19 protein-coding genes are annotated in these 26690 nt (G+C 70.0%); 10 read left to right on the top strand and 9 right to left on the bottom strand.

What is annotated here, in order from left to right:
* The first annotated feature begins 50 nt into the window (after positions 1-50).
* Positions 51-830 (top strand): NlpC/P60 family protein, encoded by a 780-nt coding sequence (locus tag FBZ83_RS23550; protein WP_145689156.1) that lies wholly within the window; start codon positions 51-53, stop codon positions 828-830.
* On the opposite strand, the gene cobA is transcribed toward FBZ83_RS23550, so the two are convergent.
* The 4 genes from cobA to nirB all read right to left on the bottom strand — a co-directional run bounded on the left by cobA (position 753) and on the right by nirB (position 7267).
* Positions 753-1685, bottom strand: coding sequence for a uroporphyrinogen-III C-methyltransferase (gene cobA, locus FBZ83_RS23545; protein ID WP_432612499.1), 933 nt, complete (start codon positions 1683-1685; stop codon positions 753-755). The genes FBZ83_RS23550 and cobA overlap by 78 nt on opposite strands.
* Complete coding sequence (locus FBZ83_RS23540) at positions 1660-4254, bottom strand: nitrate reductase (protein WP_247888442.1); 2595 nt, start codon at positions 4252-4254, stop codon at positions 1660-1662. Before FBZ83_RS23540 ends, cobA begins: the two co-directional genes overlap by 26 nt.
* 184 nt (positions 4255-4438) lie before the next feature.
* Positions 4439-4795, bottom strand: coding sequence for a nitrite reductase small subunit NirD (nirD, locus tag FBZ83_RS23535; protein ID WP_145689153.1), 357 nt, complete (start codon positions 4793-4795; stop codon positions 4439-4441).
* A 6-nt stretch (positions 4796-4801) separates the two neighbouring features.
* Positions 4802-7267, bottom strand: coding sequence for a nitrite reductase large subunit NirB (nirB, locus tag FBZ83_RS23530; RefSeq protein ID WP_145689152.1), 2466 nt, complete (start codon positions 7265-7267; stop codon positions 4802-4804).
* Between the two features lie 669 nt (positions 7268-7936).
* Between nirB and FBZ83_RS23525 the strand changes: the two genes are divergently transcribed.
* The 4 genes from FBZ83_RS23525 (at position 7937) to FBZ83_RS23505 (ending at position 12862) form a co-directional block, all read left to right on the top strand.
* Complete coding sequence (locus tag FBZ83_RS23525; protein ID WP_186466173.1) at positions 7937-9325, top strand: CmpA/NrtA family ABC transporter substrate-binding protein; 1389 nt, start codon at positions 7937-7939, stop codon at positions 9323-9325.
* A gap of 157 nt (positions 9326-9482) precedes the next feature.
* Entirely contained in the window at positions 9483-10574 is a 1092-nt protein-coding gene (locus FBZ83_RS23515) for an ABC transporter permease (protein ID WP_145689150.1), read from the top strand.
* A 13-nt stretch (positions 10575-10587) separates the two neighbouring features.
* Positions 10588-12252: an ABC transporter ATP-binding protein gene (locus FBZ83_RS23510; RefSeq protein WP_145689149.1), complete on the top strand. Its 1665-nt coding sequence runs from the start codon at positions 10588-10590 to the stop codon at positions 12250-12252.
* Positions 12253-12271: 19 nt separating this feature from the next.
* On the top strand, positions 12272-12862 hold the full coding sequence (locus FBZ83_RS23505) for an ANTAR domain-containing response regulator (protein ID WP_145689148.1): 591 nt from the start codon (positions 12272-12274) through the stop codon (positions 12860-12862).
* Positions 12863-13110: 248 nt separating this feature from the next.
* Here the strand turns inward: FBZ83_RS23505 and FBZ83_RS23500 are convergent, their stop codons facing one another.
* On the bottom strand, positions 13111-13509 hold the full coding sequence (locus FBZ83_RS23500) for a RidA family protein (protein ID WP_145689147.1): 399 nt from the start codon (positions 13507-13509) through the stop codon (positions 13111-13113).
* A 102-nt stretch (positions 13510-13611) separates the two neighbouring features.
* Here FBZ83_RS23500 and FBZ83_RS23495 point away from each other — a divergent pair, with 102 nt between their 5' ends.
* The 3 genes from FBZ83_RS23495 to FBZ83_RS23485 all read left to right on the top strand — a co-directional run bounded on the left by FBZ83_RS23495 (position 13612) and on the right by FBZ83_RS23485 (position 15905).
* On the top strand, positions 13612-14520 hold the full coding sequence (locus FBZ83_RS23495) for a LysR family transcriptional regulator (RefSeq protein WP_145689146.1): 909 nt from the start codon (positions 13612-13614) through the stop codon (positions 14518-14520).
* A 79-nt stretch (positions 14521-14599) separates the two neighbouring features.
* Positions 14600-15316, top strand: coding sequence for a YoaK family protein (locus tag FBZ83_RS23490; protein WP_145689145.1), 717 nt, complete (start codon positions 14600-14602; stop codon positions 15314-15316).
* A gap of 52 nt (positions 15317-15368) precedes the next feature.
* Positions 15369-15905: a mismatch-specific DNA-glycosylase gene (locus FBZ83_RS23485; protein ID WP_145689144.1), complete on the top strand. Its 537-nt coding sequence runs from the start codon at positions 15369-15371 to the stop codon at positions 15903-15905.
* Positions 15906-15945: 40 nt separating this feature from the next.
* Here the strand turns inward: FBZ83_RS23485 and FBZ83_RS23480 are convergent, their stop codons facing one another.
* The gene (locus tag FBZ83_RS23480) at positions 15946-16827 is read right to left on the bottom strand and encodes a ParB/RepB/Spo0J family partition protein (RefSeq protein ID WP_145689143.1); all 882 of its coding nucleotides are present in this window, start codon (positions 16825-16827) and stop codon (positions 15946-15948) included.
* The gene (locus FBZ83_RS23475; protein WP_051140539.1) at positions 16817-17836 is read right to left on the bottom strand and encodes a ParA family protein; all 1020 of its coding nucleotides are present in this window, start codon (positions 17834-17836) and stop codon (positions 16817-16819) included. The genes FBZ83_RS23480 and FBZ83_RS23475 overlap by 11 nt, the downstream gene beginning before the upstream one ends.
* Before the next feature lie 1094 nt (positions 17837-18930).
* Between FBZ83_RS23475 and FBZ83_RS23470 the strand changes: the two genes are divergently transcribed.
* Both FBZ83_RS23470 and FBZ83_RS32400 read left to right on the top strand, forming a co-directional pair.
* A complete protein-coding gene (locus tag FBZ83_RS23470; RefSeq protein WP_014197970.1) occupies positions 18931-19902 on the top strand; it encodes a replication protein RepA in 972 nt (323 codons plus the stop codon).
* A 171-nt stretch (positions 19903-20073) separates the two neighbouring features.
* Positions 20074-21309, top strand: coding sequence for a trypsin-like serine peptidase (locus tag FBZ83_RS32400; protein ID WP_145689142.1), 1236 nt, complete (start codon positions 20074-20076; stop codon positions 21307-21309).
* A gap of 21 nt (positions 21310-21330) precedes the next feature.
* Here the strand turns inward: FBZ83_RS32400 and FBZ83_RS23460 are convergent, their stop codons facing one another.
* Positions 21331-25092 carry an AAA family ATPase gene (locus tag FBZ83_RS23460; RefSeq protein ID WP_145689141.1) on the bottom strand — a complete coding sequence of 1254 codons (3762 nt, stop codon included), beginning with the start codon at positions 25090-25092 and terminating at the stop codon, positions 21331-21333.
* Positions 25092-26348, bottom strand: coding sequence for an exonuclease SbcCD subunit D C-terminal domain-containing protein (locus FBZ83_RS23455; protein ID WP_145689140.1), 1257 nt, complete (start codon positions 26346-26348; stop codon positions 25092-25094). The genes FBZ83_RS23460 and FBZ83_RS23455 overlap by 1 nt, the downstream gene beginning before the upstream one ends.
* Positions 26349-26690 lie beyond the last annotated feature (342 nt).

The raw sequence follows: 26690 nt of genomic DNA, 5'->3' as shown, positions 1-26690 counted from the left end.
AACGGTCCTCTGGCTTGCATTCCGGCGGGGTGGGCTCTAGCGTGACCGGCATGACCGATGCACAGACCACCCCGATCCAACGCCTCGCCGCCCCGCAGGCCGTTCTTCTGGAACAGCCCAGGCACGGCGTCCCGCAAACCAGCGAGATGCTGTTCGGTGAAACATGTACGCCGCTCGATCGGGATGGCGACTGGGTGAAGGTGGAAAACCGCACCGACGGCCATGTCGGCTGGCTTCCCCCCGGCACGGACCTGACGGAGCCGGTCTCCCCGACCCACCGCGTGTCCGGGCGCGTGGCGAACCTGCACCCGGCGCCCACCCACAAGGCGGTGCCGGTGGGGGCGCTGAGCTTCGGCAGTCTGGTGACCGTAGCGGAACAGTTGGATAGCGGCTGGGTCCGGCTCGACAACGGGCTGTGGACCTTCGGCAAGCGGCTGGAGCCGGTGGCCGTGCCGCAGGACCGCGTCCCGGTGGAAACGGCGCTGCGCTTCCTGGAAACCCCCTATGTCTGGGGCGGGCGGAGCGCCTTCGGCGTCGACTGCTCCGGCCTCGTCCAGGTGGCGCTGCGCGCGGCGGGGATCACCACCCACCACAGCAGCGGGATGCAGCGCAACGACGACCGGCTGGGGCCGATGGTCTCAACGGACGGGCAGGGGATGGACTACCGCCGCGGCGACGTCGTGTTCTTCCCCGGCCATGTCGGCATTATGCTGGACGGCGCCACGCTGCTGCACGCCACCGTCTTCACCATGTCAGTCGTGACCGAGCCCCTGGCCGACGTGACCGCCCGCGCCGAGGGCATCACCGGCGTGCGCCGCCCGGCTCTCTAGCGCCCAGCCGATCAAAAGCAGCGTCGGGCCGTCGCCCGCCGCCACGCCCCGCTCGGCCATGGCGCCCAGCGTCGTGCGGTGGTGGCGTTCGTCGGGACGGCAGCCGTTCTCCACCGCCAGCACCGGCGTGTCGGGGGACAGCCCGCCGGCGGTCAGGCCGCGCCCGACGCGGCGGGCGGCCTCACGCCCCATGTAGATCGCCAGCGTGCCTTTGGGGTCGGCCAGCCGCGCCCAGTCCGGCTCGGTCGCGTCGCCTTCGCTGGCGTGGGCGGTGACGAAGGTGACGGCGCGCGACACGCCGCGCTTGGTCAGCGACAGCCCGGCGCTGGAGGCGCAGCCGAGCGCCGCGGTGATGCCGGGGATCACCGACACGCTGATTCCGACACGCTCCAGATGCTCGATCTCCTCGCCGGCCCGGCCGAAGATCATCGGGTCACCGCCCTTCAGCCGCACGGTGCGCCGCCCCGTGCGGGCCTGCGCCGCGATCAGATCGTTGATGGCCTCCTGCGAGTGGGAATGCTGGCCCGACCGCTTGCCGACGCAGATCAGTTCCGCCCCCGGCTGCGCCAGGGCGAGGATGCCCGGCCCGACGAGATGGTCGTAGAGGATCACCTCGGCCTGCGCGATGGCCCGCGCCGCCGCGACGGTCAGCAGGTCGGGGTCCCCCGGCCCGGCACCAACCAAAGTGACGTGGGGCGTCCGCCCGGAGACCTCCGGGATGGCGCGGGCGACGCGGCGGGCCGTGCGCGGACGCAGCGCCGAGCCGAACGCGGCGCGCAGGGCGACGATGAAGTTGAAACGCTTGCCTCCGGACCGGGAGACAAGACCGTCAAGCCACATGGCTGCGCTGGGCATCGGCAAGGATCTCCTTCAGTTCGGGGATGCAGGAGCCGCAGTTGGTCCCGGCCCGCAGGGCCGCTCCGACCTCCTGGACCGTGGTCAGACCTTGGCTTTGGATGGCGGCGATCAGGCGGTTGACGCCGACGCCGAAGCAGGAACAGACCGTCCGTCCCTCGTCGGCCGTGGGAACCGGCGAGCGGCCGGAGAGCAAGGCGCGGCGGGCGGCACCGTCCAGCGCCTCCGCCGACAGCAGTTCGACCAGCCAGCCCCGGCTGGGCAAACCACCGGAGGTGGACAGGAACAGGCAGGCCTCAAGCCGGTCGTGGGTCACCCAGGCGCGACGCAGCACGCCGCGGGCCGCGTCGCTGTAATCGACCGTCGCCCCGGCGAAGCCGAACGCCAGCGTCTCCGGAGCGGGCAGGGCGCCCTCGCCGGCCAGTTCGATCAGGTGGCCGCCGGGGACGGCGCGGCGCGACCAGTAGCCGCCATGGGTGGGCTCCACCGGCTCGCGGGCGATCAGGAAGCCGGTCCAGGCGGCGGGGTAGGGGGTGAGCGTCATCGGCATCCGCTTCAGGTCCGGCTGGCCCGACATGGGGTCCACGGCCATGTCGTCGACCAGCCGCCCGACGACGCAGGCGGCGGTGAAGCGGTCGGTCCAGTGCATGGGCAGGAAGGCGTCCCCCACCCGCTGCGCCTCGGTCACGCGCAGCCGGGCCAGGGCCGTGCCGACGGGAGTCGAGAGGCTGACCAGGGCGCCGTCCGCCAGGCCGCGCGCCGCGGCGTCCTGCGGGTGGAGGTCCAGGCAGGGCTCCGGCGCGTGGGCGGACAGGCGCGGCGACAGGCCGGTGCGCGTCATGGTGTGCCACTGGTCGCGCAGGCGGCCGGTGTTCAACATCAGCGAACCCGGCTCCACGGAGCGGGGCAGGGGGCGGGAGATGACCGGGATGAAGCGCGCCCGCCCGTCCTCGGTGAAGAAGCGCCCGTCGGTGAAGAGACGGCGCGTCGGACCCTCGCCGACCCGCCGCGGCCAGGGGGCGGGAGCGAGCGTTTCAAATTCAGCGTCGGACAGCTTGGCGAGGCCGCCGATGTCGAAGGCGCGCGTGCCGTCGTTCTCGAAGGCGGAGAGGGCGGCGTGCTCGCGAAAAACGGCGGCGGGCGTCTCGAAGGGGAAGGCGTCGGCGAAGCCCATCGCGCGGGCGACCTGGGTGACGATCCACCAGTCGGGCCGCGCCTCGCCCGCCAGGGGACGGAAGGCCCGCTGGCGGGAGATCGTCCGGTCGGAGTTGGTGACGGTGCCGTCCTTCTCGCTCCAGCCCGCGGCGGGCAGGCGGATGTGGGCCAGCCGTGCCGTGTCGGTGTCGGCGATGCAGTCCGATACGATGACCGTCTCGCACCGCGCCAGCGCGCGGCGGACGCGGGCGGCGTCGGGCATGCTGACCGCCGGGTTGGTCGCCATCACCCAGACGGCGCGGACCGTGCCCTGCTCGACCGCGCGGAACAGGTCCACCGCCTTCAGGCCGGGCTTGTCGGCCACCCGCGGCGCGTTCCAGAAGCGGCGCAGCCGGTCCACCGACTCCGGCTCGAACCCCATATGGGCGGCGAGTTGGTTGGCGAGGCCGCCGACCTCCCGACCGCCCATGGCGTTGGGCTGGCCGGTGACCGAGAAGGGCCCCATGCCCGGCGCGCCGATCCGCCCGGTCAGGAAATGGACGTTCAGGATGGCGTTGACCGTGTCCGTCCCCTGGGAGGACTGGTTCACCCCCTGGGAATAGACGGTGACGGTGCGGCGGACCGTTGCGACCTCAGCGTAGAAGGCCTCGATCTCGGCCAGCGGCAGACCGCAGCGGGCGGCGACATGGGCGGGGGAGGGGGCGTCGGCGCGGGCGGCCTCCAGCGCCTTGGCCAGACCGGCGGTGTGCTCGGCCACGAAGCGGGCGTCCAGAACGCCGTTGTCGGCGAGATGGACGAGCAGCCCGTTGAACAGCAGGGCGTCGGTGCCGGGTCGGATGGGCAGGTGACGGTCGGCCCCGTCCACCGTGGCGGTGCGGCGCGGGTCGATGACGACGATGCGGGTGCCGCGCGTGTGCTTGGCCGCCAGCAGCCTCTGGTTCAGGATCGGGTGGCACCAGGCGAGGTTGGAGCCGACCAGCACGACCAGATCGGCTTCCTCCAGATCCTCGTAGGTCACCGGCACCGCGTCGGCGCCGAAGCCACGCTTGTGGCCCGCCACGCTGGAGGCCATGCACAGGCGCGAGTTGGTGTCGATGTTGGCGGTGCCGAGGAAGCCCTTCGCCAGCTTGTTGACGGCGTAATAGTCCTCGGTCAGCAACTGGCCGGAGACGTAGAAGGCCACCGAGTCCGGGCCGTGCTTGGCGATGGTGTCGGACAGGCGCGTTGCGACGGCGGCGATGGCCTCGTCCCAGGCGACGCGCCGCCCGTCCACCTCCGGGTGGAGCAGCCGTTCGGCGAGGCCCAGTGTGTCGGGCAGGTTGGTGCCTTTGGAGCAGAGCTTCCCCCGGTTGGCCGGGTGGTCGGGATCGCCGGAGACGGAGACGGTGCCGTCGCTGAAGACGGAGGCCAGCACGCCGCAGCCGACGCCGCAGTAAGGGCAGGTGGTGCGGATGGGCTTCCCCGCCGCGATTTCCCTCTCCCCTCCGGGGAGAGGGGAGGGTGAGGGGGTTGCGCGTGGCGGTGCGTCCGGCACAAGCGCAACCCCCTCACCCCGACCCTCTCCCCAGAGGGGAGAGGGAGAGGTTGGGAGTCTCTCTTCACCCATGGCCGCAGCCTCCGCGGCCCGGACGGAAGGCCGCCAGCCCGAGCTGCACCGCGCCGTCCACCACCCGCACCGGGCAGTGGCCGGCGCAGCCCTCGTCGGGGCCGACCGCCTCGCCGCTGGCAAGGTCGATCACCCAGCTGTGCAGCGGGCAGGTCACCCTCGCCCCGTGGACGATGCCCTGCGACAGCGGGCCGCCGGCGTGCGGGCAGCGGTCCTCCAGCGCGTAGACCTCGTCCGTCACGGTGCGGAACAGGGCGATGTCGCCGAAGCCGGTCCGCACCACGCGGGACCCCTGGCGGGGGATGTCCTCGACCGAGCCGACGGTGATCCAGGAAATGCTCTGATCCATGTCTCGTTACCCCACCTGAGCGAGCGGCGCGAATTCGTGACGGTCGACCGACCCGCTGGCCCGCTCGGCCCACGGATCGTCCTGCGAAAAGCTCTGGGAGAAGAGGAAGCGGGCGTTGAGCGCCGCGCGGCCCTCGGCGTCATCAACCAGCCGGCGCTTCACGTACTCCAGCCCGACGCGCTCGACCCACGGGGCGGTGCGCTCCAGGTAACGGGCCTCTTCGCGGTAGAGCTGCATGTAGGCGCCGGTGTATTCCAGCACCTCCGCCTCGGTCTCCACCTTCACCAGAAGGTCGCAGGCCCGGACATGCATGCCGCCGTTGCCGCCGACATGCAGCTCGTAGCCGCTGTCCACGCAGACGACGCCAAGGTCCTTGATGGTGGCCTCCGCGCAATTGCGCGGGCAGCCGGAAACGGCCAGCTTCACCTTGTGCGGGGTCCAGGTGCCCCAGGTCATCCGCTCCAGCTTGACGCCCAGGCCGGTGCTGTCCTGCGTGCCGAAGCGGCACCATTCCGACCCGACGCAGGTCTTCACCGTGCGCAGCCCCTTGGCGTAGGCGTGGCCGGACACCATGCCGGCGGCGTTCAGGTCCGCCCACACCGCGAGCAGGTCCTCCTTCTTCACGCCGAACAGGTCGATGCGCTGGCCGCCGGTCACCTTCACCGTGGGGATGGCGAACTTGTCCACCACGTCGGCGATGGCGCGCAGCTCCTTGGCGCTGGTCAGCCCGCCCCACATGCGCGGGACGACGGAGTAGGTGCCGTCCTTCTGGATGTTGGCGTGGACGCGCTCGTTGATGTAGCGGGAGCGGCTGTCGTCCTTGTAGTCGCCCGGCCATTCGCAGAGCAGGTAATAGTTCAGCGCCGGGCGGCAATGGTGGCAGCCGTCGGGCGTGCGCCATTCCAGCCGCTGCATCACGTCGGGGATGGTTTTCAGTTCCAGCGCGGTGATGGCCCGGCGCACCTCGTCGTGGGTGCGGTCGGTGCATTTGCACATCGGCTTGGCCTTCGCCTCGCCCGCGTAGCCGTCGCCCAGCGTCAGGGCCAGGAGCTGCTCCACCTGACCGGTGCAGCTTCCGCAGGAGGCCGAGGCTTTGGTATGAGCCCGCACCTCGTCCAGGTTGGACAGGCCCTTCTCGGTGATCGCCGTGACGATGGTGCCCTTGCACACGCCGTTGCAGCCGCAGATCTCCGCACTGTCGGGGAGCGCCGCAACGGCGGCCTTAGGGTTTGCTGCCCCCTCGCCTCCAAAGCTCTGGCCGAAGATCAGGGTGTCGCGGACCGGCGCCACCTCGGTCCCGTCCTTCAGCATCTGGAAGTACCAGCCGCCGTCCTTGGTGTCGCCGTAGAGCACGGCGCCGAGGATGCGGTTCTCCTTGACCACCACGCGCTTGTAGACGCCACGGGCGGCGTCGCGGAACACGATGTCCTCGCAGTCCTTGCCGCCGGTGAAATCGCCGGCCGAGAAGACGTCCACCCCCGTCACCTTCAGCTTGGTCGAGGTGACGGAGCCGGTGTAGGCGGCCTCGGTGCCCCCGGCCAGCCGGGCGGCGGCAACCTTGGCCATCTCGAACAGCGGGGCGACGAGGCCGTAGGTCTGGCCGCGGTGCTCCACGCACTCGCCGACCGACAGGATCGCCGGGTCGGAGGTGGTCATGGCGTCGTCCACCTGGATGCCGCGCCCGCAGGCCAGCCCCGCCGCCTTGCCCAGCGCCATGTTCGGGCGGATGCCCACGGCCATGACCACCAGATCGGCGGGAAGCTCCTGCCCGTTTTTTAGGCGAACCCCGGAAACTTTCTCGATGCCCACAATTTCAGCAGTGTCGGCGCCGGTCAGCACGGTGATGCCGCGGCGCTCCAGCTCGTGCCGCAGCAGCGCCCCGGCGGAGCGGTCGAGCTGCCGTTCCATCAGCGTGTCCATCAGGTGCAGGACCGTGACGTCCATGCCCTTGACCGTCAGCCCATTGGCCGCCTCCAGCCCGAGCAGGCCGCCGCCGATGACCACGGCGCGCCCGCCCTTCGCCGCCGCCTCCAGCATCGTGTCGACGTCGGCGAGGTCGCGGAAACCGACGACGCCGGGCAGGGTGGAGCCCGGAACCGGGATGATGACGGGGGTGGAGCCGGTGGCGATCAGCAGTTTGTCGTAACCCACGGTCAGGCCGGACATGGCCGTGACGGTGCGGTTCGCCCGGTCGATCACCTCCACCCGGTCGCCGGTCAACAGATTGATTCCGTTGGCCTCGTACCAGTCGCGCCCGTTCAGCACGATCTGCTCGAAGGTCTTCTCCCCGGCCAGCACGGGGGAGAGCATGATGCGGTTGTAGTTGGGATGAGGCTCGGCGCCGAAGACGGTGATGTCGTAACGGTCCGGCGCCTTGGCCAGCAGTTCCTCCAGCGTGCGGATGCCGGCCATGCCGTTGCCGACGACGACCAGCCGTTCGCGCTTCGTCGGTGGATTGGTGTGCGTGCTCATGCTGTGTGCCCTCTTGCGAGGCCGCGAGGCCGAAAAGAAAAAGGCGCCCGAAGCCCTGGGGACTCCCGCGGGATTCCCAGGGTTTCGGACGCCGTTGTCCGGGTGGTTCGCCGTCGAACCGGCCATGGCGCCGTTGCCCTGGCCCTGATCTGCCCGTCCTTCTGGCAATCCGCGTGCCAACATCGGCACCAAGGTATGAGAAAGGGACCAGAACGGCGGATTTCCGCCGTTTTTACGACCTCGCCCGGGCGGATGCGGGACGGGAATGTCGGGACCGGAACACGCGCTTTTATCCCGCTTCGACCAAAAAGCGGTCCGAAAGCCGACAATTTGTGCAACGCGTCACCACCAAGGTACTAGCACAAAGAATAGGCAACTCGCGTCAAAGCCGCAGAAACAAAGACTTTTGGCTCTGTTTGGACGCCTATTCAGCCTTTGGCATGGTCCTTGCGAGAGGAACGGCGGGACGCGCCAACGGCGGTGCGTCCATCCCATACGCCCAAGGTTGGGCCCCTCGGCACCGTCGCTGACCCGGTTCGACAGCCCTTCATGGCTGGCGAGCCCTCAACGGCGCGTCGCCGGTGGGGCGTTGGATCGAGGTCGGGTGTGCCGCGTGGGTCCGGAACGAGAGATGGAGCGACCAACGTGACGCGAGACGTGATCCGAGCCGTGACCCGACTGCCCGCCTCCCCCCGCACCGCCCTGCTGTCCGCCGCCGCCACGCTGGCGCTGACGCTCGGGTCCGCCCAGGCCGCTCCGCTCGACGTGGAGAAGGACCAGCTCAAGCTGGGCTTCATCAAGCTGACCGACATGGCCCCGCTCGCCATCGCCGCGGAGAAGGGCTTCTTCGAGGACGAGGGCCTGTCGGTGACGCTGGAGCCGCAGGCCAACTGGAAGGTGCTGCTCGACCGCGTGATCTCCGGGGAGCTGGACGGCGCCCACATGCTGGCCGGTCAGCCGCTGGGCTCCACCATCGGCTTCGGCACCCAGGCCAACGTGGTGACCGCCTTCTCGATGGACCTGAACGGCAACGGCATCACCCTGTCCAACGAGGTGTGGGAGCGGATGAAGCCCAACCTGCCCAAGGGGCCGGACGGCAAGCCGCTGCACCCGATCAAGGCCGACGCGCTGAAGCCGGTCATCGCCCAGTACCGGGCGGAGGGCAAGCCCTTCACCATGGGCATGGTCTTCCCCGTCTCCACCCACAATTACGAGCTTCGCTACTGGCTGGCCGCCGGCGGCATCAACCCCGGCTATTACGCGCCCAACGACGTGTCGGGGCAGATCCAGGCCGACGCCCTGCTGTCGGTCACCCCGCCGCCGCAGATGCCGGCGACTCTGGAGGCCGGGACCATCTTCGGCTACAGCGTCGGCGAGCCGTGGAACCAGCAGGCGGTGATGAAGGGCATCGGCGTGCCGGTCATCACCGACACCGAGATCTGGAAGAACAACCCGGAGAAGGTCTTCGGCGTCACCGAAGGCTGGGCCGTCAAGAATCCCAAGACCCATCTGGCGCTGGTCAAGGCGCTGATCCGCGCCGCCATGTGGCTGGACGAGAACGACAACGCCAACCGCGCCGAGGCGGTGAAGATCCTGGCCAAGTCGGAGTATGTGGGGGCCGACGCCAAGGTCATCGCCAACTCGATGACCGGCACCTTCGAGTATGAGAAGGGCGACAAGCGGGCGGTTCCCGACTTCAACGTCTTCTTCCGCTACAACGCCACCTATCCCTTCTATTCCGACGCCGTCTGGTACCTGACGCAGATGCGCCGCTGGGGCCAGATCGCCGAGGCCAAGCCGGACGCCTGGTACGACGAGACCGCCCGCAAGGTCTACAAGCCGGAGATCTACCTGAAGGCCGCGCGGCTGCTGGTGGAGGAGGGCAAGGCCAAGGAGGCCGACTTCCCCTGGACCAGCGACGGCTACAAGCCGCTGGACGAGGGCTTCATCGACGGCATCGCCTACGACGGCCGCAAGCCCAACGAGTACCTGACGAAGCTGCCCATCGGCCTGAAGGGCGGGCAGGCGGTGCAGGGCGGCCAACTGGTCGGCGGTTGACACTGCGAACTTCCGAATTCCGCGCAGTGGCTGCGACGGGCCCCCACCCTAACCCTCCCCCGCTACGCAGGGGAGGGAATCCACTCCTCCCCCTGCGTAGCGGGGGGAGGTTGGGAGGGGGGCATCGGCGCCCCGCGCCAAACAGAAAGATCACCCCATGACCAGCGTGACCGAAACCTCCACCCTCTCCTCCGCCGAGGCGATGCGCGCCCGGCGCAAGGCCCGTCTCGCCCACACGCTCAACCGCACCGCCGCCACCCTACAGATCGTCGGGCTCGGCTGGCTCAGCCCGCTGCTCCGCATGGCCGCAGGCGACAGCCCGCGCCAGCAGGGGCAGGAGCTGTGGCAGCAGATGGGCGTGCCGCTGACCGCCCTGATGCTGTTCCTCGCCGCCTGGGCGTGGCTGGCGCCGCAGGTGAACACCAGCCTGGGCGCCATCCCCGGCCCGGCCCAGGTGTGGGAGCAGGTGGGCGTCCTCCACGCCGACCATCAGGCCGAACGCGCCAAGGAGGCCGCCTTCTACGACCGGCAGGCCAAGCGCAACGCCGAGCTGCTGGCCAAGGACCCGGCGGCCGAGGTGAAGACCCGGCCCTACGCCGGCAAGCCGACCTATCTGGACCAGATCGTCACCAGCCTGAAAACGGTCTTCACCGGCTTCCTGCTGGGCGCGCTGATCGCGGTGCCGCTGGGCGTGGCCTGCGGCCTGTCGCGCACGGTCAACGCGGCGATGAACCCGCTGATCCAGATCTTCAAGCCGGTGTCGCCGCTGGCCTGGCTGCCGCTGGTCACCATGGTGGTCAGCGCCACCGTGTCGAGCGACAACCCGACCTTCGAGAAGTCCTTCCTCACCTCCGCCGTCACGGTCACGCTCTGCTCGCTGTGGCCGACGCTGATCAACACGGCGGTCGGCGTGTCCTCCATCGACAAGGACCTGATGAACGTCGGCAAGGTGCTGCAGCTCTCCGGCCCGACGATGGTGCGCCGGCTCGTGCTGCCCTCGGCGCTGCCCTACATCTTCACCGGTCTGCGGCTGTCGCTGGGCGTGGGCTGGATGGTGCTGATCGCGGCGGAGATGCTGGCCCAGAATCCCGGCCTGGGCAAGTTCGTGTGGGACGAGTTCCAGAACGGCTCCTCCTCCTCGCTCGCCCGCATCATGGTGGCGGTCTTCACCATCGGCCTGATCGGCTTCCTGCTCGACCGCGTCATGCTGGCCTTCCAGGCCGCCGTTTCCCACACCGGCACCCGCTGAGGAGTCCCCGGGCATGGCCATCCTTGAGCTGAAGAACGTCGCGAAGTCCTACGGCGGGACCGAGGTGCTGCGCGGAATCGACCTGTCCATCGCGGAGGGTGAGTTCGTCGCCATCGTCGGCTTCTCCGGCGCCGGCAAGACCACGCTGGTCAACCTGATGGGCGGGCTGGCCGCCCCCGACGCGGGCGAGGTGCTGTTCCGCGGCGAGCCGGTGCGCGGGCCGGGGGCGGAGCGCGGCGTCGTGTTCCAGAACTACTCGCTGATGCCCTGGCTGAGCGTAAAGGACAATGTGGCGCTGGCCGTGGACGCCGTGCACAAGGGCAAACCGTCGCCGGAGCGCGGTGTGCTGACCCGCCGGGCGGTGGAGACGGTGGGGCTGGGCCACGCCACCGACCGCCGCCCCAAGGAGCTGTCGGGCGGCATGCGCCAGCGCGTCGGCTTCGCCCGCGCGCTCGCCATGAACCCGGAGATGCTGCTGCTCGACGAGCCGCTGTCGGCGCTGGACGCGCTGACCCGCGCCAAGCTGCAGGACGAGATCGAGGCGATCTGGCGCAAGGACCGCAAGACCGTCGTCCTCATCACCAACGACGTGGACGAGGCGATCCTGTTGGCCGATCGCATCATCCCGCTGACGCCGGGTCCGGGGGCGACGCTCGGCCCCGCCTTCGCGGTGGACCTGCCGCGCCCGCGCGACCGCACCGCCGTGAACCACGACCCGGACTTCAAGCGCCTGCGCGCCGAGGTCACGGCGTGGCTGATGGAGGCCGGGGCCAGCCGCGCCGCCGCCACGGTGGACGAGAGCCTTACCCTGCCGGCGGCGACGCCGATCACCGCCGCCCCGCCGCCGAAACCCTATCTGGCCGGGCAGAGCGGCGGCCTGTCCGACGACCGTTACGTGGAGTTCAGCCGGGTCACCAAGACCTTCGCCACGCCGAAGGGGCCGCTGACGGTGGTGGACGGCTTCGACCTTAAGATGCGCAAGGGGGAGTTCATCTCCCTGATCGGCCATTCGGGCTGCGGCAAGTCCACCGTCCTGTCGATGGTCGCCGGGCTGGCCGACGTGTCCAGCGGCGGCATCGTTTTGGACGGCCGGGAGGTCGACGGCGCCGGTCCCGATCGGGCGGTGGTCTTCCAGGCGCCCAGCCTGTTCCCCTGGCTGACCGCGCTGGAGAACGTCATGCTGGGGGTCGACCGCGTCTACCCGCAGGCGGGCCGGGGCGAGCGCAACGACATCGCCCGTTACTACCTGTCGCGGGTCGGGCTGGGCAATGCCATGCACAAGACGGCGGCGGAGCTGTCCAACGGCATGAAGCAGCGCGTCGGCATCGCGCGGGCCTTTGCCCTGTCGCCGAAGCTGCTGCTGCTGGACGAGCCCTTCGGGATGCTGGACAGCCTGACCCGCTGGGAGCTTCAGGAGGTGCTGATGGAGGTGTGGGCGCGCACCCAGGTCACCGCCATCTGCGTCACCCACGACGTTGACGAGGCGATCCTGCTGGCCGACCGTGTGGTGATGATGTCCAACGGGCCGAACGCCCGCATCGGCCACATCCTGGAGGTGGACATCCCCCACCCCCGGACCCGGCAGGCCCTGCTGGAGCATCCCCGTTATTACGCCTACCGGGAGGAGTTGCTGAACTTCCTGGAAGGCGGGCACCACGGGACGGTGAAGGCGGCGTGAAGGGGAGGGCGGAGCGGCCATGGCGAACAAACCCCTGACCATTCTGGTGGCCGGCCCCGACGCCGACGCCACACGGCCGGTGGAGGACGGCTTGGCCGGGGCGGGGGGCCGCGACCGGATCACCCTGGTGCATGGCATCACCGATCTGCCGGCCCGCGTCGCCGCGCTGGCGCCGGACGCGGTGGTCGCTGTTTTGGAAACATCGGCCCCAGCGGTGTTGGACGGCGTCTTCCGGCTGGCCCGGTCGGGAGCCTGCGCCGTCGTCCTGTTCGCCGACAAGGCCCCGCCGGGGGCGGCGGCCCAGGCGGCCGAGGCCGGGGTGGCCGCCTTCGTCCTCGACGGGCTGCATCCCGCCCGCGTGCGGCCGATCCTGGAAACCGCGCTGGCCAGATTCGCTGCTTTTGAAACGCTGAAACGCGAACGCGACGAGGCGCGTTCGCAGCTCGCCGACCGCAAGCTGATCGAGCGGGCGAAGGGCATCCTGATGCAGCAGAAATCCCTGACGGAGGAGGCGGCCTACACCGCCTTGCGCAAGGCCGCCATGAAGCAGGGCCGCCGCATCGCCGACATCGCGCAAAGCGTCATCACCGCGGCCCAGATCGGGCTGTGAGGCGTTTCACTTCAAGCCCTTAGTCAATTGATTATACTGAAACGCAAATTCACTTCTCAGACCGGGTGATCAAGGTTCGGTCGGACCGGTGACGGTGCGTCCCCTCAATAGTGCCAAAGAGCGCGAGTCGCGGCAAGCCGTCCGCATGGCCCCGGCTCGCAGGCCGGGGAACGGGACGGCGCCGACGCGTCAGCGACGATGCGACCCCGCCCGCTCCATCAGGCCAGTTCCATCAGAATCGATGCGGTTCAGGCGGTCTGTGGAACCCGTGCGATCACCTTGATCTCGAAATCGAAACCGGCCAGCCACGTCACGCCGACCGCGGTCCAGTTGGGATAGGGCTCCCGCGGAAACATCCGGTCCTTGACCGACAGGACGGTCTCGAACTGCGCCTCCGGATCGGTGTGGAACGTCGTCACGTCCACGATGTCGTCGAAGGTGGCTCCGGCCGCTTTCAGGACCTCGCGCAGATTGTCGAAGGCCCGTTGAACCTGCTTGGCGAAGTCGGGCTCGGGCGAACCGTCCTCGCGGCCGCCGACCTGTCCCGACACGAAGAGCAGATCGCCCGACCGGATGGCGGCGGAGTAGCGGTGGATCTCGTAGAGCGCCTGCCGGCCGGCAGGAAAGAGGGCGTCGCGCTTGGACATCGAAGTCTCCCGTTCGGATTGGACCTGGAGCAGGAGATAGCCGCTTGGGAACTGCGCGATTAGACGTTGAAATCGGCACGAGCTGATGCAGAATCGCCATCAATGACGCGCCCCTCCCTGAACGACCTCAGCGCCTTCGTGGCCGTCGCCACCCATCGCAGCTTTCGCCGCGCGGCGGATGAGCTGGGAACGGCGCCGTCCACGCTGAGCCACGCGATGCGCGGCCTCGAGAATCGGCTGGGCGTGCGCCTCCTCAACCGCACGACCCGCAGCGTGTCGCCGACCGAAGCGGGGCTCGAATTGCTCGGCCGTCTGACGATCGCGCTGACCTCGCTGGATGAAGCGCTCGACGCGGTCACCGCCTTTCGCGGCAACGTCGCCGGACGGGTCCGGATCAACGCGCCGCGCGTCGCCGCTGCGGTTCTCGTCCGCGGCGTCCTTCCCCGCATGGTCGAGCGGTTTCCCGACGTGACGGTGGACATCGTCGTCGAGGGGCGGCTGGTCGACATCGTGTCCGGCGGCTTCGACGCTGGCGTCCGCCTGATCGAATCCATCCCGAAGGACATGATCGCGGTGCCCTTCCCGGACCCGATCGGCTTTGTCTGCGTCGCCTCCCCCGCCTATCTCGACCGCGCCGGGGAGCCGACGACGCCCGATGATCTGCAGCGCCATCGCTGCATCGGGCACCGTCTGCCCGGCGGCCGGCTGTACCGCTGGGAGTTCGAGCGGGCCGGGCAGGAGTTGACGGTCGACGTCAACGGACCGGTGGTCCTCGACGATGAGGAGTTGATGGCGGAGGCCGCCGCCCAGGGGCTGGGGATCGCCTATGTGGCGAACTGGGCGGCCGAAACCGCGCTGGCGGAGGGGCGGTTGCGGACCGTTCTGCCCGCCTGGATGCACAAGCCGGAGCGGGCGGCGGTGTATTACCCCGGACACCGCGCCGTACCGCCAGCCCTGCGGGCGTTCCTCGACGTCGTCAAGACCATGCCGGTCGGTGCGGCAACGCATTGATGATCCTCCAAACCAGCGGGTGCCTGGAGCCTACGGTCGCCACTATGATGGCGCCCCGTTTGGTTCAGGGGAGTGGGGCATGCTGGTCCGGCAGGGTGAACATCGTGGCGTGTCGGCGGACCGCAGTCTGGCCTGGTCGCTGGCGGGCATCGCCGGCGCCGTCAACGCCGCGGGATTCTACGCCGCCGGCCTCTACTCCTCGCACATGACCGGCACCGTCTCGACCATGGCCGATCATCTGGCGCTGGGTGAGATGGGCGCCTTCGGCGTGGCGCTGGCCATCGTGGCGACCTTCATCGCCGGGGCAATGGTGTCGGCAATGCTCATCAACGCCGGGCAGCGCCGCGGCCTGTCGGCGATCTACGCTTACAGCGTCTGCCTGGAAGCCCTGCTGCTCGCCGGGCTCGGCGCCGCCGACGTCTGGCTGCACGAGTTGCGCGGCGCCGCGCTGGTCATGGGGTTGAGCTTCCTGATGGGGTTGCAGAACGCCATCGTCACGCGCATTTCCAACGCCCGCGTCCGCACCACCCACGTCACCGGCATGATCACCGACATCGGGATCGAACTCGGCAACCTGATCGACGATCTCTACCACCGCAACGGCCGGGATCGCATCCGGGTGACGCTCGACAAGCTGAAGACGCATCTGCCGACCGTCGGGTCCTTCTTCCTGGGCGGCGTCTTGGGAGTTCTGGGCTACAGCGCCTGGGGCGCCATGCTGTTCGTGACGCTGGCGGCCATCCTCGCCGGCTTCGCCGCCCCGGTGATTTTCGCCGAATGGCGGACGGCGGAGTAGAAGCGTTTCAAATTCAGCGTTGCCGGACGCCGCTTTCAAGTGTTGACACAACATGACCGATTCCGAAGGCCCGATCCCCGACATCATCGCCCCCGGCCTGGACGCCCTGTTCGTCGGATTCAATCCGGGAACGCGCTCCGGCCGGCTCGGCCACAATTACGCGGGACCGGGCAACCAGTTCTGGAGACTGCTGGCCGCGGCCGGCCTGACGCCGCGCCTGTTGCGCCCGGAGGAGGACCGGCTGTTGCCGGAGTTCGGGCTGGGCTCCACCAACCTCGTGGCGCGGGCGACGGCGAGCGCCGCCGATCTCAGCCGCGCGGAGTTGCGCGGCGGCGTGCCGCGGCTGCGCGCGCTGGTCGCGGAATTCCGGCCGCGGGTGATCGCCTACACGGGAAAAGGAGTCTATCTCGCCGCCGCCGACCGCGCGCGGGCGGAGTGGGGCGTGCAGCCGGACCGCCTGTTCGACGGTCCGGTGGACGTCGTGCTGCCCTCGCCCAGCGGGCTCGCCCGCCTGCCCTTCGCGGAAAAGCTGCGCTGGTTCCGCGAGGTCAGGCGGGTCATCGACGCTGAAGTTGACACCCGCCGCTGACGTCAGCGGGTATCCGTTACAAATTCAGCGTTGCTGACGGTCAGGCCAGCAGCTCATCGAGAAGGGCGTGGAGGCGGCGCAGCTCCTGCCATTGCGCCTCGCTGAGCTGCTTGCGGTGGGCCCGCAGCTCGCCGGCATCGACGGCGGAAAAGTCCTTGGCGATGCGCTGGACGGCGGAGACGAAGCGCACCGCCGGGGCCGGCTGAACCCGCGCCGTTGCCGCGGACTCTGGCTCGCCCCCGCCCATCTGGGCGCGCTTGGCCTCGCGCAGCGCCTTGACGGTGCCGCCGTCCTTGATGGTGTCCCACAGCTTCCTTTGCAGCACCGGATCGTCCACCGCGGCGATCTCCGTCAGGATGCTTTTCGGGACGGAGCGGTGACGCGTTTCAAATTCAGCGACGATGTCGGCCGGCAGACGCAGCAGCGACAGGGTGCGCGTCACCTCCGCCTGGCTGCGCCCGATCACCTGCCCCAGCGCCTCGTGCGTGTAGTCGTGCCGCTCGATCAGCCGGGCGAAGGCGCGGGCCAGCTCCATGGCGTCGAGGTCAACGCGCTGGATGTTCTCGATCAGCGCCAGTTCGTCGGGATCGCCGTCGGTGACGATGGCGAAGATGGTTTGGCGCCCGGCCAGCCCGCAGGCGCGCAGGCGCCGCTCACCGGCGATCAGCCGGTAGTCCCCATCGCCGAGATCCTGGACGAGGACCGGTTGCTTCAGCCCGTGGCGGGCGATGGAGTTGGCCAGCTCCTGCAGCGACTGGTCGTCGAAATGGCGACGCGGCTGGTCGGGATTGGGGTGCACCCGGTCGAGATCGACCTCGATCAGCCGCGGGAAGTCGGCGGACAGCCCGAACAGCGCGTCCCCGCCGCGCTGCGCCGCCTTGTCGAAAATGCGGGTGCTGGTCCGTTCGAGTTTACGAGACATGGGCGTCTTCCGCAGTCTGGAGGTGGGCGGCCAGTTCACGCGCCAGTTCGCCGTAGGCCTGGACGCTGTTGGAATTCGGATCGGCCTCGATGGCCGGACGGCCGGCGCCCGACGCCTGGGCGAACAGGGTGGCGCGCGGCACCGCGTTCAGAACGCGGGTGCGCCCCTCGTAATGCTCCTGAATCTCGCGCAGGCTGGCTTGATCCTGCGTCAAGCGGGACGAGAACATGGTCGGCAGGATGCCGAAGATGTTCAGCGACGGGTTCGAACGGCGGCGGATCTTGGCGATGGTTTCCAGCAGCAGCGGCACGCCGAGCCCGGCGAACACCTCGGTCTGCACGGGAATCAGCACGAGGTCGCTGGCCGCCAGCGCGTTGATGGTGAGAAGGCCGAGGTTGGGCGGGCAGTCGATCACGATGACGTCGTAACGGTTCCGCACCTCCGCCAGCTTCTCCTTGAGCACCAGGGAGTTGTCCGGCTCGGCCACCAGCTCGGTCTCCGCTGCGGCCAGCCCGATGCTGGACGGGGCGAGCATGACGGCGCCGCCGCACACCGGCTGGAGGATGCTGTCGAAGGACGCCCCGCCGCGCACAACATTATAGATGCCCTTGCGCTGGGTTTCGATCTCGCCGGGGTCGAGCCCCATATGGACGGTGGCGTTGCCCTGGGGATCGCTGTCGAGAAGCATCACCTTCAGCCCCAGCGTGGACAGCGCGTAGGACAGGTTGACCGCCGTCGTCGTCTTGCCGACGCCGCCCTTCTGGTTGGCCACCGCCACCACGGCGCGCTGAATCTTGGGCATCCCGGTGTTCTGCGGCACGGCGGCCATCCCGCCCTGGCCCGCCAGGAAGCCGGCGACCTGCTGGGGGATGCGCTCCGCCCCGCTTTCCCACCGGCTGATCCGGGAACGGTCGTAGCGGCGGTTCAGTGCGCCGTTGAGCCAAGTCGCAAAGCTCAACTGGTCCTCGGCGCGCCGTTCGCGGATGGCGCGCAGTTCTTCCCCGTTCATCGGGCCTCCGGCTTTCCCTGTGTGTGGTCCTTTCTTGCAAAATTTGACGCAACTGGTCAAGCCGGAGCGCGCCGAATTGCGTCAAACGGCGGCAGGATCCTGGGTCATGCGACGTCGTATGGGACTATGGTCATAGAAAAGCGCCGCCATCATCGGCCATTCCGCACGCCGGAAAACCGTTCCGGTGGCGAATCGAATGGGACCCCGTCAAGCCCATTTTCCAAAGCGTTACCAATTCAGCGTTGGCTGGCGGGAGCGGTTTCGATTCGGGCCTTGAATCGCCTGGATTCTGATGTTTCAAATTCAGCGTTGGTCTTCGATTCGCTGGTTTGTGTATGCGTTGCAAGATCTGCGCGAGACTCGTCGAGTCGGCTAAGCCCTGGAAAGCCTTGGGTTTCCGAGTCGAATGTTACCAATTCAGCGTCAGACGCGAGTCGTCTTTGTTTCAAATTCAGCGTTGGAGCCGGTTGACAGTTGACGGTCCCGGTCGGAAAACCTCGATCCGCGTCGATGCTCGCTCCGGTGGAGGATCAGGGTCCGGATCACCCTCGAATGCCCGGTTGGCGATTCTTCGCCCCTGCCGACGTTGCGTTTTCAGCGAAGGGGGTCGCGCCAGTACTCGCGCAACCGGTCTAACCGGAGAATCCTATAGGGACTCATATAGGACATGGTTGCGAGTTCAGCGTGGATAACCGCCTTTCGTGACTCGTCTTCAGCGTGGATGAGCGAGTCCCCGTTGCGACTTCGGCGTCCTCGCCGTTGCGGAATCAGCGAGCCGATCCGGCCCGTTTCGCCCGTTGCGATTCCAACTCAGCGTGGACAAGCCGCCGAGGCTGTGGACAAGCGCTCCTCCGGGGCTGGGCAATCCGTTGGCGACGCTGATTTTGAAACGCCGGCTCGGCGGTTGCCGGCCGCGGCCGGGCCGGTGGGGAGGGCGGTGGCGAGGTCGGGTGGGCGCTTCGCTGAAGTTGAGTCGGAATCTGCAGCTTCCGTTGCAACTTCAGCGATTCGTGGGATGGACGCGCTTCACAGCCACCACATTTTGTGTTTTCTGAAATGACAGGAACGTGACCGAACGAGGCCGGAGGGGTCCCATGGCGAAAATCCACGAGCAGCTTACCCTGGAGGGATTCGAGGCGGTTCTTGCCCGCACCGAAGACCCCAAGGAGCGCCGCCGTGTGATGATGGCCCATGAAGCGCTGTCCAACGAGATGGACGCGATCGGCTATCTCCACGCCGGCTTCTGCCAAGCCTCCCTGCCGCACCGCAAGCCCAAGGACGAGACCGCCCCCTGGGTGCGCAACAACGGCAAGTACCAGCTCGTCGTCCGTCCCGGCATCCTGCCGCTGCGCGACGGCACGGTCCTGGACGTCGGCGTTCCCTACGGCGCCAAGGCGCGCCTGATCATGATCTACCTGCAGACCGAGGCCCGCAAGACGCGCAGCGCCCACGTCGATCTGGGGCCGAGCATGAGCGCGTGGCTGCGCCGCCTCGGGCTGGCTCCGACGGGGGGCGAGCGCGGCAACTACAAGCCGGTGCGCGAGCAGGTGCTGCGGATCGCCCGTAGCGAGTTCACCCTGCGCACCACCACCGGACCCTCGACGGCGGAGATCTCCGACCAGCGCCTGATCGACGGCATCAAGCTGTGGCGCGACGAGGAGGACACGCCCGACCTCTTCCGCACCGGCGGCGAATGGGTGCGCTTCGTCCGCCTGACCCAGAGCTTCTTCGAGCATCTGATGGAACACGCCGTCCCGCTGGACGAGCACGCCATCGCCAAGCTCAAGAACTCCGCCCTGGCGCTCGACGCCTATGTGTGGCTGGTCCACCGCCTGCACCGGCTGGACAAGCAGACGGTGGTGCCGTGGCACGCCCTGTCGCAGCATTTCGGCTCGGTCAGCGAGCACCGCGTCCTGGCCTTCCGCCTGAAGGAAGCGCTGAAGGACGTCATGGCCGTCTATCCCGACGCGAACATCGAGCCGACTTCCAAGGGCCTCGTTCTGCGCCCCTCGGCGCCGGCCGTGCCGTCGAACAAGCACCTCGTCCTGCGCCCCGTCCGCGGCTGAGGACGCGCGGGCAAGGACGCGTGGACCGAGGTTGCGGTTGTGTGCCGCGGGCGGATCGGCCCGAAGGGCGACGAGCGCTGTTGAAAGACACGACCAGGGCGTGACATTGTTCACCGGTTGCAACCATCCGGCGTGGTTCCCGCATCGGATGCCGTGAAAGGACCGGGTCCAATGTCCTACAGGGTCGACGACGATCTCTACCCAGCGCGCGCCGTGGTCTCGATCGAGGCCACGTGGGGAAGCCGGAGCTTTGTCGGCTCAGGCTTCCTGGTCGGCCGCAACGACGTCATCACCGCGTCCCACATGGTCTACAACGCCGCGCTCGGCGGCAAGCCGAGCAGCCTGAAGATCTACCCGTCCTACAATCCCGGCAAAACGGACAACGTCGCCTACGGCGTGGCCAAATCCCAGTTCTTCACCAATTTCGACCCGGATTCGGACGGCAAGCTCATCACCGGCGATTTCTACCGCACCACCCAGAGCGGGTCGGAGATCGACGTGGCCCTGCTCACCCTGTCCCAGCCCATCGGCGACACCTACGGCTATTTCGGGATCGACTGGAGCTACGGCGGCGGTCCGGCCAGCGTGCTGGGCTATCCCGCCAAGTACGGGCGTTACGAGACCTTCGACAGCGGCACCATCCGCCGCTCGGCCGTCGATACGGTCTACTATGTGAACGGGGATCTGGAGATCAATCCGGGGAATTCCGGCGGACCGATCTATTACAGCTCCGGAGACAAGGTCTTCGCCGTCGGCGTCGTGTCGACCGCCGTCGGGGCCACCGCGCTCGGCGGCCACGCCTATTGGCTGAAGGACGCCCTGTCGGCCAACGACTCCTACATCTCGAACGCTCCGCCGGCTCCCGAATCGGAGCGGCGCGCGGTGGTGAACGACGGCACCTCCAGCCGCGAGGTGCAGATGGAAATCTATGTCGGTCCGGTCGCCACGCTGAAGAACCTGTTTCTGGGCGGCAGGTCCATCGAGATCATCGTCGGCAGCAACGTCGGCGATTTCTTCAACCTGGGCGCCGGCGACGACGCCGCGGACGGCAAGGACGGCGACGACGTTCTGGACGGCGGCACCGGCTCGAACTTCCTGACGGGCGGTTCCGGCACCGACACCTTCTTCCTGGACGGGCGCGGCGGTGGAGTGACCTGGTCCACCATCACCGATTTCGAGCCGAACGAGTGGGCCACCGCCTGGGGATGGAGGCCGGGGGTCTCGACGCTCACCTGGGAGGCCATGGCGGGCGCCGAGGGGTTCAAGGGCGCCACGGCGCACATCGACTTCGACGGCAACGGCAGCATCGACGGCAGCATCACCTTCACGGGGAAAGCCGTCGGCTCGGTCATCACCATGCCGGGGCAGGTCGGCGCCGACAGCTATCTGGCCTTCCGTCTGGCCTGACGCCGCCCGGAACCGGCGGCGCTACAGCGGCAGCAGCTGCTCCCGCTCCGCCGTCGCCTCCGGCGTCGCCAGCGCCCCGCGGGTGACCGTCACGGCGCTGCGCCCGCCGCCCTGCGGCATGACGCGCACCTGGACGCCGATCCGCTCCACCAGCGCTGGGACGTGGCTGATGACGCCGACCTGCCGCCCGGTGGCCTGGAGCGCCTCCAAACAGGACAGCGCCAGATCGAGGCTGCCAGGGTCCAGCGTGCCGAACCCCTCGTCGATGAACAGCGTGCCGATCCCGGCGCCGCCACCCCCCGCCATGGCCGACAGGCCGAGTGCCAGGGCCAGCGACACCAGGAACATCTCGCCGCCGGACAGGCTGTGCACGCCGCGCCGCTCGTCGCCCATCTCGCCGTCCACCACCTGGATCTCCAGGTCGGCCCCGCCCACCCGCTCCAGCCGGTAGCGGCGGGCGAGATCCGCCAGATGGTGGTTTGCCTGCACCAGAAGCAGGTCGAGGCTGAGGCTCTGAGCGAAGTTGCGCAGCTTCCGCCCGTCGGCCGAGCCGATGAGCTGCGCCATGGTCGCCCACAGCGCCTGCGTCTTGCGCTGGGCCTCCACCCGGTCGAGCACGGCGGCGAGGCGGCCGCGGTTCTCCGTGTCGGCGCGCAGCCGGGCCTGGGCCTCGCCCAGCCGGCCGCGGGCCTCCTGCAGGCGCCGGCCGGCCTCGGGCATGGCCTCGCCGGCCTCCGGCGCACCGAGTGCGGGCCGGCCGGCGGCGTGATGCTCCTGACGCAGCCGCGTCCGTTCCGCGACCAGGAGCGCGCCCTCGCGCCGCGCCGACTCGAGGGCGGCGAGAGTCCGCTCCTCCTCGGCCAGCCAAGCCTCGTCCCGGACCAGATGGGCGCGCGCCGCCTCCACGCCGACACCGCAACGCTCCGCCGCCGCGGCCAGGGCGTCCGCCGCCGCGTCCGCCTCGGCGGCGCAACGGCGGGCGGAGTCGCCACGCGCGGCGACGGTCTGTTCCGCCCCGGACAGGCGGGCCGCCGCGTCCTGCCGGGCGATCGTGGCTTGCTCGACCAGGGCTTCCGCCCGTTGGCAGGCGTCGGCCAAGTCCTTCTTCACCGCGGCCACCGCCCGTCCGCCCAGCAGGGCCGCCCGCGCCGCGCGCCGCTCCGCCATCGTCGCGGCCAGACCCTCGCACCGCCGCCGTGCCGCCTGTTCGGCCTGCCGCGCCCCCTCCAGCGCCGCCGCCTTGGCGCCGGCCTGCCGCTCCAGGGCCTCCACGTCGCGTTGCGCCTGGACCAACCCCTCGCGCTGGCGCAGCACCTCGGCGACCCGCTTGCCGATCGTCTCGCGGAACGCGTCGGGATCGCGGTCGAGGCCGCTCTCCCAGCCCGCCAGCCCGGCGAAGGGCTGGGCCAGTTCCGCCCGCGCCGCCGCCCGTGCGCCCGCCGCCTGGTCGCGCCGCGCCACGGCCAGGGATTCGGCGTGGCGGGCGGAGTCGCCCTGACGGGTCCGCGTCTCGATCGCCCGCTCGGCATCGGCCAGCGCCGCGTCCCGTTCCCGGCACGCCTGCACCGCCGCGTCGAACCGCGCCTTGTGATCCAGCGCCTTGGCCTCGGCCCGACCGGCCTCCGCCAGCTCCGCGTCCACATCGGCCAACCGCCGGGTGACGGTTTCCGCGTCCGGTTCGGTGGGCAGGTCGAAGCCCGGCGCCTGTTCCGCCCAGCGCTCCGCCGCGGCTGTCCGCTCCGCCGCCAGGGCGGCCAGCCGTCCATCCAGGACCGCCGCGCGCTCCCGCGCCGCCCGCGCCGCGGCGCTGTGGGCGCCCTGATCGGTGGCCAGCCCGGTCACCTCGGCGTGCAGCGCGGCGACGTGGCGCTCCTGCTCCTCGGCAAGCCGGTCGAGCGGGGTGTGGCCGGCGCTCCAGGGATGCTCCGTGGCGCCGCAGACCGGGCAGGCCTCGCCCTCCGACAGTTGGGCGCGCAGCGACGCCACATCCTCACTGCGGGCGAGGCGCAGGCGATGGAGGGTGCCGTCCGCCTCCGCCAAGGCCGCACGGCGCCGGTCCAGCCGGGCCTTGCTGTCCGTCGCGCGGGTTTCCCCCTCCGCGGCGGCGGTGCGCTGGCGCTCCCGTTCCGACCCGGCCTCCGCGGCGTCCGCCGCCAACCGCGCGGCCCGCTCCGCCAGTTGGGCCAAGGCCGCCAGTCCGTCACGCCGCTGCGCCAGCGCCGTGCGGCGGCCGTGCAGGGTGTCCAGCGACTCCACCGCCTCGCCCTTCAGCGCGGCCAGGGTCCGCTCCGCCTCCTCCCGCCGCGCGGCAGCGTCCTGGCGGACGGCGGTCAGGCGGGTCCGTTCCGTCTCATGGCCGGCGGCCTCCGCGGCGGCGCGGTCCGCCTCCCCCTCGGCGTCCTGCGCCGCCCGCGCCGAATCGCGGTGGCGCAGCAGCAGCGCGTCCCAGCGCGCCCACTGGTCGGCCACCGGAACCAGCGCCGTCTGGCCGGCCAGCCAGCTCTCCCGCTCCGCCGCGTCGGCGCGGGCCTTCTCCAGCGCCGTCCCGATGGCGGTGCAAGCCTCCCGAATCCCGTGACCGTCCGCCTCCGCGGTCGCCGCGTCGGCGAGCGCCCCGGCCTGTTGGCCGGCCAGCGCGGCGATCTCGGCGTCCAGCGCCGCGGCTCGCTCCAGCTCCGGCTCGGCGGCCTCGATGGCGCCGCGGGCCGCCTCGTAGGCGCCGCGCACCGCGCGATGACGCGCCTCCGCCTGGACCAGCCGCTCCTGCGCCTCCGTCACCGCGGCATGGGCCCGGTCCAGCGCCTCCCGCGCCTCCGCGGCGGCCGCGGCGCAGCGGTCCGCCTCGCTCAACCGGGCCCGCATCGGCTGGAGACGGCGCAGCAGAGCGGCCTCCTCGCGCCGCGTCCCGGCCTCCTCCCAGACCCGCTCGGCTTGCAGGCTCGCGGCGGCGGCCTCGTTCTCCGCTTTGGCCAGCCGGGCGTCCTGCTCGTGCCAGGCGACCGCGGCGCGGGCCTGTTCGAACGCCGCTTCCTCCCGGCGGATCGCCTCGGCCGCCGCGCCGGCCTCGGCGTCCAGGGCGGTGCGTTCCTCGTCGCTCAGCACGCCGATTCCCGCGCCTTGCGCCTCCAGCGCCTCCAGCGCCCGATGCTCCTCGCGGGAGCGCTCATGCGCGGCGACGGAGATGCGGGAGTAGATCTCGGTGCCGGTCAGCAGCTCCAGCAGGGCGGAGCGCTCGGTCGCCGGGGCCTTCAGGAAGTTGGCGAAATCGCCCTGGGCCAGCAGGACGGCGCGGCGGAACTGCTCGAAGCTCAGCCCCAGCCGGTTGGAAATCTCGTCCAGCACGCTGGTTTTGCCGTCGCCCAGCCGCTTGCCATCGGCCAGCGCGGTCAGGCTCATCGTCTGCTTCTGCAACTGGCCGCGCGCGTTCTGCCGCGCCCGCCGCAGCTCCCAGCGCGCCCGGTAGGTGGCGCCGTCGATCCCGGCGAAATCCACCTCGGCCCAGCCGGCCCCGGCGCCGCGGCGCAGGACGCTGCGCACGTCGGTGGTGCTGATGGCGTCGGTGTCGCCGCTGGCGCCCAGCGCCACGCCGCGCCCGTCCGGCAGCCGCGGCATGCGGTCGAACAAGGCGAGGCACAGCGCGTCCAGGATCGTGCTCTTGCCCGCGCCGGTCGGACCGGTGATGGCGAACAGGCCGGCGTGGCGCAGCGGCCCCCCGGCCAGTTCCACCGCGAAGGTGCCGTCCAGGCTGGCCAGATTGCCGCCGCGAATCGCCAGAATTCGCATCACGCACCCTCCTGCACGGTCGCCACCAGTTCGTGGAAGGCGGCAAGCAAGGCCGGTTCTGGCTCGCCCTCGTGATGGCGGCGGTAGAGCCGCAGGAAGACGTCCTCCGGCGCCAAGTCGGCCAGATCGGCCAGAGGCACCGATTCGGCCAGCGCCGCGCCGCTTCCGGTCAGCCGCAGGGCCAGCTTGACCAGCCGCGCCGGGCGCCCGGCCAGCGCCGCGACCACCTCCTCGCGCAGGGCCGGCCGGGGCGCCGGCAGTTCCACCGAGACCTCTATGTAAGGCCAAGCCTCGCGCGGCAGCTCCTCGTCCAGTTCCAGCGTAGCCAGCGCCGTCAGCGCGTCCTCCGGCGCCGTGAACCGCCCGCCGCCGGGGATTCGCCGGATGGCGACGAAGCGGGGCACCCGCAGCGATTCGACATTAGCCAGCCGTCCCTCCGCGAAATCGGCCAGCACCACCTGATGCGGGTAGGGCTCCTCGTCCACCGCCAGCGGCAGGGGGGAGCCGCTGTAGCGCACCGATTCGCGCGTTCCCACGGCCTGCGCCCGGTGCAGGTGCCCCAGCGCCACATAGGCCGCGTCCTCCGGAAAGACGTCCACCGGCAGCGCGTGCTGGTTGCCGCCCAGGATCTTGCGCTCGCTGAGTTCGGACAGAGCGCCGTCACGCATGTAGCAATGGCCGGTGAGGATCAGCGCCTCGCCGGACCGCAACGCGCGCCGCCCGGCCTCCGCCGCGTCGGCGTAGACCCGGCGCACCCCTTCGACCAGCGGGTCGGCGCCGGCCGCGATCTCCTCCTCGCTCAGCGGCGGCAGGTCGGCGGGGCGCAGATAGGGCACCGCGACGCAGCGCGCGGCGACCGCTCCGTCGCGGCCGGTCAGCGGGATCACAAGCCCCTCCGGCGCGACGGCACCGTCCTCATCGACCGGCAGGGCGCCGACCACCCGCACCCCCATCTCGGTCAGCAGGGGGGAGGACGCCTCCAACCGGCTGCCGCTGTCGTGATTGCCGGCGACCACCACGATGTCCAGCGCCGGGCAGCGCGCCTTGGCCGTCGCCAGGAACCGGTAGAACAGGCCGAGCGCCGGGATCGGCGGGTTCTGCCCGTCGAACACATCCCCGGCGATGACCAGCGCGTCGACGGCCCGATCCTCGAGCCGGTCGAGAAGCCACTCAAGGAATCGCGCGTGTTCGTGCTCGCGCGCGAAGCCGTGCAGAGTCTGCCCGAGGTGCCAGTCGGCGGTGTGGAGAAGACGCATGGGGAAAAGCGGGTCCATCGGAAAGGGACCGGCATTCTACGAAAGCGCGGCGGCGAACGCGCCGTGTGAAAAAGGCAGCGGGGAAAAATCGCCGATGGGCGAAAAAAGTGCTTGCCACCCTCGGGGCACCCCGCATATAAAGCGCCTCCCGACGCGGTGGCCGCCAACGAGGCGCCGACGGGTCGGAAACACAGAGACAATCTGGCCCTGGCGGCCCACTCCTTGAAGGGGTTGGGCGCGGGGTGTTGCGGTTCTCCTGAGGGCCGCGGGATCTTGGATATTGTTGATACCGTGTTGTGAGAAGGGATGCGCAGGCGGCGGTTTTGACCGTTGGCCGCGGAC

Source organism: Azospirillum brasilense (assembly GCF_007827815.1).
GTDB lineage: Bacteria > Pseudomonadota > Alphaproteobacteria > Azospirillales > Azospirillaceae > Azospirillum > Azospirillum brasilense_C.
This window is presented reverse-complemented; position numbering and strand designations above follow the sequence as displayed.

Bases quoted from the DNA above. Each gene is read 5' to 3' on its own strand.
- FBZ83_RS23510 (WP_145689149.1), top strand. From the start codon at position 10,588: ATGGCCATCCTTGAGCTGAAGAACGTCGCGAAGTCCTACGGCGGGACC.
- nirD (WP_145689153.1), bottom strand. From the start codon at position 4,795: ATGGATCAGAGCATTTCCTGGATCACCGTCGGCTCGGTCGAGGACATC.
- FBZ83_RS23490 (WP_145689145.1), top strand. From the start codon at position 14,600: ATGCTGGTCCGGCAGGGTGAACATCGTGGCGTGTCGGCGGACCGCAGT.
- FBZ83_RS32400 (WP_145689142.1), top strand. From the start codon at position 20,074: ATGTCCTACAGGGTCGACGACGATCTCTACCCAGCGCGCGCCGTGGTC.
- FBZ83_RS23485 (WP_145689144.1), top strand. From the start codon at position 15,369: ATGACCGATTCCGAAGGCCCGATCCCCGACATCATCGCCCCCGGCCTG.
- FBZ83_RS23515 (WP_145689150.1), top strand. From the start codon at position 9,483: ATGACCAGCGTGACCGAAACCTCCACCCTCTCCTCCGCCGAGGCGATG.
- nirB (WP_145689152.1), bottom strand. From the start codon at position 7,267: ATGAGCACGCACACCAATCCACCGACGAAGCGCGAACGGCTGGTCGTC.
- FBZ83_RS23470 (WP_014197970.1), top strand. From the start codon at position 18,931: ATGGCGAAAATCCACGAGCAGCTTACCCTGGAGGGATTCGAGGCGGTT.
- cobA (WP_432612499.1), bottom strand. From the start codon at position 1,685: ATGCCCAGCGCAGCCATGTGGCTTGACGGTCTTGTCTCCCGGTCCGGA.
- FBZ83_RS23480 (WP_145689143.1), bottom strand. From the start codon at position 16,827: ATGTCTCGTAAACTCGAACGGACCAGCACCCGCATTTTCGACAAGGCG.
- FBZ83_RS23460 (WP_145689141.1), bottom strand. From the start codon at position 25,092: ATGCGAATTCTGGCGATTCGCGGCGGCAATCTGGCCAGCCTGGACGGC.
- FBZ83_RS23495 (WP_145689146.1), top strand. From the start codon at position 13,612: ATGACGCGCCCCTCCCTGAACGACCTCAGCGCCTTCGTGGCCGTCGCC.
- FBZ83_RS23455 (WP_145689140.1), bottom strand. From the start codon at position 26,348: ATGCGTCTTCTCCACACCGCCGACTGGCACCTCGGGCAGACTCTGCAC.
- FBZ83_RS23475 (WP_051140539.1), bottom strand. From the start codon at position 17,836: ATGAACGGGGAAGAACTGCGCGCCATCCGCGAACGGCGCGCCGAGGAC.
- FBZ83_RS23500 (WP_145689147.1), bottom strand. From the start codon at position 13,509: ATGTCCAAGCGCGACGCCCTCTTTCCTGCCGGCCGGCAGGCGCTCTAC.
- FBZ83_RS23505 (WP_145689148.1), top strand. From the start codon at position 12,272: ATGGCGAACAAACCCCTGACCATTCTGGTGGCCGGCCCCGACGCCGAC.
- FBZ83_RS23550 (WP_145689156.1), top strand. From the start codon at position 51: ATGACCGATGCACAGACCACCCCGATCCAACGCCTCGCCGCCCCGCAG.